The 6,316-nt window shown below is 72.0% G+C and carries 6 protein-coding genes; 3 read left to right on the forward strand and 3 right to left on the reverse strand.

From position 1 onward, the window contains the following. The 3 genes from FV220_RS26530 to tsaD form a co-directional block, all read right to left on the reverse strand. Window positions 1-94, reverse strand: a 94-nt coding sequence (locus FV220_RS26530; RefSeq protein WP_348642104.1) for a hypothetical protein, incomplete at its 3' end; no start/stop codon positions are given. Continuing rightward, window positions 91-1,011, reverse strand: coding sequence for a GNAT family N-acetyltransferase (locus FV220_RS23425; RefSeq protein WP_147833415.1), 921 nt, complete (start codon window positions 1,009-1,011; stop codon window positions 91-93). The genes FV220_RS23425 and FV220_RS26530, both read right to left, overlap by 4 nt. Before the next feature lie 19 nt (window positions 1,012-1,030). Continuing rightward, entirely contained in the window at window positions 1,031-2,074 is a 1,044-nt protein-coding gene (tsaD, locus tag FV220_RS23430; protein ID WP_018042252.1) for a tRNA (adenosine(37)-N6)-threonylcarbamoyltransferase complex transferase subunit TsaD, read from the reverse strand. Window positions 2,075-2,223: 149 nt separating this feature from the next. Here tsaD and FV220_RS23435 point away from each other — a divergent pair, with 149 nt between their 5' ends. The 3 genes from FV220_RS23435 to FV220_RS23445 form a co-directional block, all read left to right on the forward strand. Next, a complete protein-coding gene (locus FV220_RS23435; protein WP_147833417.1) occupies window positions 2,224-2,967 on the forward strand; it encodes a uroporphyrinogen-III synthase in 744 nt (247 codons plus the stop codon). Window positions 2,968-3,069: 102 nt separating this feature from the next. Beyond that, window positions 3,070-5,328 (forward strand): hypothetical protein, encoded by a 2,259-nt coding sequence (locus tag FV220_RS23440; RefSeq protein ID WP_147833416.1) that lies wholly within the window; start codon window positions 3,070-3,072, stop codon window positions 5,326-5,328. 138 nt (window positions 5,329-5,466) lie between these two features. Next, a partial coding sequence (locus FV220_RS23445; RefSeq protein ID WP_281406101.1) for a heme biosynthesis HemY N-terminal domain-containing protein occupies window positions 5,467-6,316 on the forward strand: 850 nt, incomplete at its 3' end.

A 6,316-nucleotide genomic window follows, 5' to 3' on the forward strand; every position in this document is an offset into this window, starting at 1 on the left:
GCCACAGGGTCACGGGCCGCCCCGTGGCCGCCGCCGCGTTGGCCAGCGCCGTTCCCCAGGCGCCGCCGCCCACCACCGCAATCCGGTCGCTCATGATCGATGGTCCTCTGGCGCTTTGTCCGTTGGCGCCTGGCCCCCCTCGGCGAACGCCCCCTCCGCCCTCAGGCGATAGAGCACGTGCGGCTGGAGGTGGTGGTCCGCCGGCAGGGCGGGATGGAGGAAGTCCTCCGAGAAAACCATGCCGAGCCGCTCCATGACCCGCCGGGAGGGCGTGTTGCCGGTGGCCGTGAAGGCCACCACCGCCGGCACGCCGCACCGCCCGAACAGGTCGGCGAGGGCGAGCGTGGCGGCTCGCGTGGCGAGACCGCGCCCCCAGGCCGAACGGGCGAGGCGCCAGCCGATCTCCACGTTCGCCCCCGCGGTCTCTCCGCCCGCGAACGGCATCGGCCGGATCAGCCGCATGGCGCCGACGAAGCCGACGAACCCCTCCCCCGGCACCTCCACCGCCCAGGGTCCGAACCCGTCGGACTCGAAGCGCCGGTCGATGGCGCGCGCCTCGATCAGGCTCTCGCTCCGGTTCTTGGTGGAGGGGAAATGCCGCATCACCTCCGGATCGGCATTGAGCGCGGCGAAGGGCGCGTCGTCGGCCCTGATCCAGCGCCGGAGGACGAAACCCTGCCCCGTGAGCGAGGCGGGGGTCGAGGTGGGGACCGCGCGCCCGATCTTGCCGCGCCAGGCGAGGGAGCGCCGGTTCAGGAGCCCGAGATCGGCCTTCGCCGCCAGCACCGCCTCGCCGAGATCGATGGCGAAGGCCAGTCGGTCGGGCGGCATGTTGGCCCAGGCCGGCGGGGCGACGCTCTCGCGCCAGGGGCCGCCGCAGGCATTGTCGAGAAGGATGCGCGCGAAGCAATGATCGACGCGCACCGGCCATTCCGGCCGGGCACGGGCGGCCTGGGGGAGACGCCGGTCGACGAGGTCGCGCCAGCGCCTCTGCAGGGCGACGGGCGGCACGGTCCCTGTCAAAAGACCCTCAGGCAACCGCCGCCGCCTCCGCGAAGGGCCAGCGGGCGCGGGCGGGCGCGGTGAGATCGTCCACGAGGCCGAGGCGCAGGCGCTCGATCCCCGCCCAGGCGATCATCGCGCCGTTATCGCCGCAGAGGGAGAGGGGCGGGGCCACGAAAGTGAGACCGGCCTCGTTGGCCTGGGTCGTGAGCGCCCGCCGGATCGCGCCATTGGCGGCGACCCCGCCGGCGGCGACGAGGGCGGTCGGATGGCCCGCGATGGAGCCGAATTCGCGCAAGGCGACACGGACCCTGTCCACCACCACGTCCACCACCGCCGCCTGGAAACTGGCGCAGAGATCGGCCACATCGGCGCCGGAGAGCGGAGCCAGCCGCTCGGCCTCGATCCGCAGGGCGGTCTTGAGGCCGGAGAGGGAGAAGTTCGGCTCGCGGCGGCCGAGCATGGGGCGCGGCAGGGCGAACCGCTCGGGATTGCCGGTCTCGGCCATGCGCTCGACCTCGGGGCCGCCCGGATAGCCGAGGCCCAGGAGCTTGGCCACCTTGTCGAACGCCTCGCCGATGGCATCGTCCACGGTGGTGCCGAGGCGGACGTAATCGCCGACCCCCTTCACCGCCACGAGCTGCGTGTGCCCGCCGGAGGCGAGCAGCAGCAGGTAGGGAAAGCCGATGCCGTCGGTGAGCCGGGCCGTCAGCGCATGCGCCTCGAGATGGTTCACCGCGATGAGGGGCTTTCGCGCCACCAGCGACAGGGTCTTGGCGGTGACGAGGCCGATCAGCACACCGCCGATCAGGCCCGGCCCCGCCGCGACGGCGATGCCGTCCACCTGCGACAGCGTCATCCCGGCCGTGTCGAGGGCGCGGGCCACGAGGCGGTCGAGGACCTCCACATGGGCGCGGGCCGCGATCTCGGGCACGACGCCGCCATAGGCCGCGTGTTCGGCGATCTGGCTCAGAACCTCGTTGGAGAGGATGCGGCCGCGCCCATCCTCGCCCGGCATGACGATCGAGGCGGCCGTCTCGTCGCAGGTCGTTTCGATGCCGAGGACGTTCATGGCGATGCTTTGGACTTTACGGAAACGGAGGTCTCCACCCTAGCCGGGCATGGCGCCCGAGGGCAACGATGGGCACCCGCCGAGTGGACGTGTCATCGAAGCGGCTTGCCAACGCCGCGGCGAAGGGCGAATCCGGGGTGATGGTGGCGATGCGGATATGGATCGCGCGGCCCGAGCCGGGGGCCACGCGCACGGCCGGGCGGCTCGCCGCTTTGGGCTACGAGCCCTTGGTGGCGCCGGTCCTCGTGGTGGAGGCGACCGGGGCGCCCCTGCCTCCGGGCGTCTTCGACGGCGTTCTCGTCACCAGCGCGAACGCGCTTCGGCAAGCCTCGCAGTGGCGGCCGATACACCACCTCCCGGTCTTCGCCGTTGGCGCGCGCACGGCGGTATTGGCGCGCGAATGCGGGTTCGTCTCCGTGAAGACGGCGGATGGAAACGCCGCCGATCTCGTCGACCTCGTGGTGCGGGAGGTCTCTCCGGGAGCCTCGCTCCTGCATCTGGCCGGAGAGGACCGCAAGGCGGAGCCGGCGGCGTCCCTGACCCGAGCGGGGTTCCGGGTGACGACCCACATCGCCTATGGCGCGCGACCGGTCGCCTCGCTGCCCGCCGTCGTGGCGACGGCGCTCGGGCCCCCCTCCACCCTGACAGGCGTGCTGCACTACTCACGAAGAAGCGCGGCCACGGCTTGCGAACTCGCTTGGCAAGCGGGATATGGCGGAGCTTTCGCGGCGCTCAGGCATTACTGCTTGTCGGCGGACGTGGCGGTTCCCCTGGCCCAGGCCGGGATCGCCCCCCATTTCGTCGCGGAACAGGCCAACGAGGAATCACTTCTCGCGGGTCTGACATCAGGTTTCCGACAAGCGGTCTCGCCGAGGCCGCAGCCTCGGTGTTAGGACGAACGCATACGCTGTGACCGCAGGGCGGCAGACCGAGCGCGACACGCGCCGGGGGTGCTTCATGCGGCAGACGCAAGTCGGGAAGGGAGCAAGACGCCCGTGAATCCATCCAACAGCGACGGAAAAGGTCCGGGAACTCCGACGGGGCCGAACGGCCCCAAACCCGAAGCAGCCAAGCCCGAGGCGGCCAAGCCCGTCACGACGAATCCCGGTACGACGACTCCCGGCTCCACGACGCTCGGTGCCACGCCCCCCGGCGCGACCAATCCCGGTGCGGTCAAGCCGTCGACGCAGCCTGCGGCATCGCCGTCTCAGCCGGCCAGGACCGATGCACCCAAGCCCGCCGTGCCGCCGGTCTCGACGGCTCCCAAGCCTCCCGAAGCCAAGCCGGGCGATGCGAAGCCCCTGGAAGCAAAGCCGGGCGATACGAAGCCCGATGCCGCGAAGGCGGCTGCTCTCCAGAACGAGCCCGTCAAATCCGAGCCTCCGAAGCCGGCGGCATCGCCCTTCGACGCCGGCAAGGCCGGTGGTCTCAAATCCGAGCCCGCCAAATCCGAGCCTCCCAAGGCTGAGCCGTTCAAGTCCGAGCCGCCCAAGGCCGCCGGTCCGGGCGCTGCGGGCGCGAATCCGTCTTCCATGAGGACCGACCCGCCGAAGACCGGCGCATCCGGCAGCGGCGCTCAGTCCATGCCGTCGAAGGCGGATCTCACCGATGGGCCGATCATCGACCTGAAGGCCAAGCGGGTTCCCGATCCGGCCGAGGCCGCGAAGACCGGTTCCGCGTCGAGCGCGACGAAGCCGTCCGGGTCCGGCACATTCACCACGAGCGCGGACAAGGCCTCCTCCCCGTCGGATGCCAAGCCCACTGGCTCCGATACCAAGCCCGCCGGCTCCGATGCCAAGCCCGCAGGCTCCGATACCAAGCCCGCCGGCTCGACGACGCCCAAGATCGGACCGGCCGTTGCCGCGACCGAACCCAAGCGCGGCGGGGCCGGCTTCGGCTCGGTGGCGGCGGCGGGGCTCCTCGGCGGCGTGATCGGCGCGGGCCTGCTCTTTGCCGTCGAGCGTTCCGGTGCCCTTGGGGTCGCTGACGACGGGCGCATCGCCGCCCTCGACCAGAAGATCGCGACGCTCGCGCCGAAGGACGCTCTTGCCGCCCTCGACAGGCGGATCGGGGCCAACGAGGCCACCCTGAGGCCGCTGCCGGAGGCGATCCGCTCCGCCGATGCGGCCGCCAAGGACGCGTTACAAAAGGCGGGTTCCGCCTCGGCGAGTCCGCCGGCCGATGGGTCCGCCCCCGCGGCGGCCTTGCCGCAGGATCTCGTCGCCCGCCTCGACGGGCTCGACCAGCGCGTGGCCGCCCTTCAGGAAGAGCCCGGCCGCGATCAGTCCGGCAACGCCGCCCTCACCGCGATCTCGCCCCAGGCGCTGTCCGGCCTCGACGACAGGCTGAAGGCCGTCGAGGGCAAGGTGGAGAATGCGGCCAAGCCCGCAGTAGACGATGCCCTGGCGAGCCAGGTCACCGCTCTGAAGGGTGACCTCGAGAAGAGGACCAAGGCGAGTTCCGAGGCGGACGAGGCCCTGACCCAGAAGCTCGCCAGCCTCCAGCAGACCCTGGAAGCGCGGGTGAAGGCGGCCACGGAAGCGGTCCAGGCGGCGACGCAGGCGAGCCAGCAGGCGGTCGACGCCAACAAGACGCAGGCGGCGGAAGCGGCCAAGGGCGTCGAGCGGCTCCTCCAGGCCCAATCCGAGAAGATTGCCGGCCTCGACAAGGCCGTGGCCACCCGTGCTGAGGCCTCCACCGTCCAGGCCGCCATGCGGGTCGTCGCGGCCGATCGCATCGTCGGCGCGCTGAACACCGGCTCGCCCTATGCCGATGCGCTGGCGGCCCTGCGTAGTTCCGAGCCGGGTGATCCGGCGCGGCTTACCGCCGTCGCGGCCTTCGCCGACAAGGGCGCCCCGACGGCGCGGAGTCTGGCGGCCGAGTTCCGCCCCATCGCCGAGCGGATCGCTGCGATCCGCAAGGCGGCCCAGGCGAAGTCGGTGGCCGAGACCGGCGACATCAAGCAGCGCCTGATGAGCATGGCCGAATCCATCGTCCAGGTCCGCAAGGTCGACGCTCCCGCCGCCCCCGGCGAGGTCGCGGCCGAGGACGCCGTGCCGAAGGTGCAGGATGCCCTGGATCGCGGCGCCATCGCCGAGGCGGCCAAGGCTTTCGCCGGCCTGCCCGAGGATGTGCGCGCGCAGTTCGGCGAGTTCGGCACCAAGCTCGCCTCGCGCGCCGCGGCGGGTGACGCCGCGCAGGCACTGCTGGCGGATGCGTTCAAGGCGCTGCCCTCCACCGGCGCCGCCCGGTGAGGATCGCCCCTCCGGTTCGGCCGTCCGGCATGCCGGGCGGCGGAACCTCGATCATCATCTGTGGGCGCGGCGCGCCCGCCCTTCCCGATACGCGCGTCCCCTCCCCGGCCGACGCCACCTTCCGGAGTTCGTGATCCCATGTGGCGCGCCCTCGCCTTCCTAGCCCTTCTCGCCCTCGCCGCCTTCGGGGCGACGTGGATCGCCGACCGCCCCGGCACGGTCACCATCGTCTGGAACGGCTACGAACTCGCCACCAGCCTCGCCATCGCCCTGATCGGCGTCCTCATCGCCGCCATCGTCATCGGCTTCATCTGGGCCATCGTGCGGGGCATCATCACCCTGCCGGAGACGCTGGTCCGCGGCTCGAAAGAGCGGCGCCGGGCCAAGGGCTTCTCGGCCCTCTCGCGCGGCATGGTCGCGGTCGGCTCGGGTGACCCGCTCGCGGCACGGCGCCATGCCAGCGATGCCGAGCGCCTGCTCGGCGCCGAGCCCCTGGCGCTCCTGCTGAAGGCGCAGGCGGCGCAGATTTCCGGCGACCGCGAAGCGGCGGAACACGCGTTCCAGCGCATGGCCAACGACCCCGAAACACGGGTGCTGGGCCTGCGCGGTCTCTTCGTCGAAGCCCGCCGCCGCGAGGACGACGTCGCTGCCCGCGCCTATGCCGCCGAGGCCGCACGCCTCGCCCCCAGCGTCACCTGGGCCAACGAGGCCATGCTCGAGGCGCAATGCGCCGATGGCGATTGGAGCGGTGCCGTCCAGACGGTGGAGCGCCGCGCCTCCTCGGGCCTCATCGAGAAGGGGCTCGCCCGCCGCCAGCGCGCCGTGCTCCTCACCGCCGCCGCCCAGACCCGCGAGGCGGGTGAACCCGAGGCGGCGACGCAGCGCGCCCTGTCAATAAAACACATCTCCGAGCCCACCAGACTACGCTGCATCGCGTATGCCGTCTTATGGTTGAAAAAAAAAAAGGGGGGGGGGGGGGGGGGGGGGG

Origin of the sequence: Methylobacterium sp. WL19 (genome assembly GCF_008040005.1) — a bacterium.
GTDB classification, from domain to species: domain Bacteria; phylum Pseudomonadota; class Alphaproteobacteria; order Rhizobiales; family Beijerinckiaceae; genus Methylobacterium; species Methylobacterium bullatum.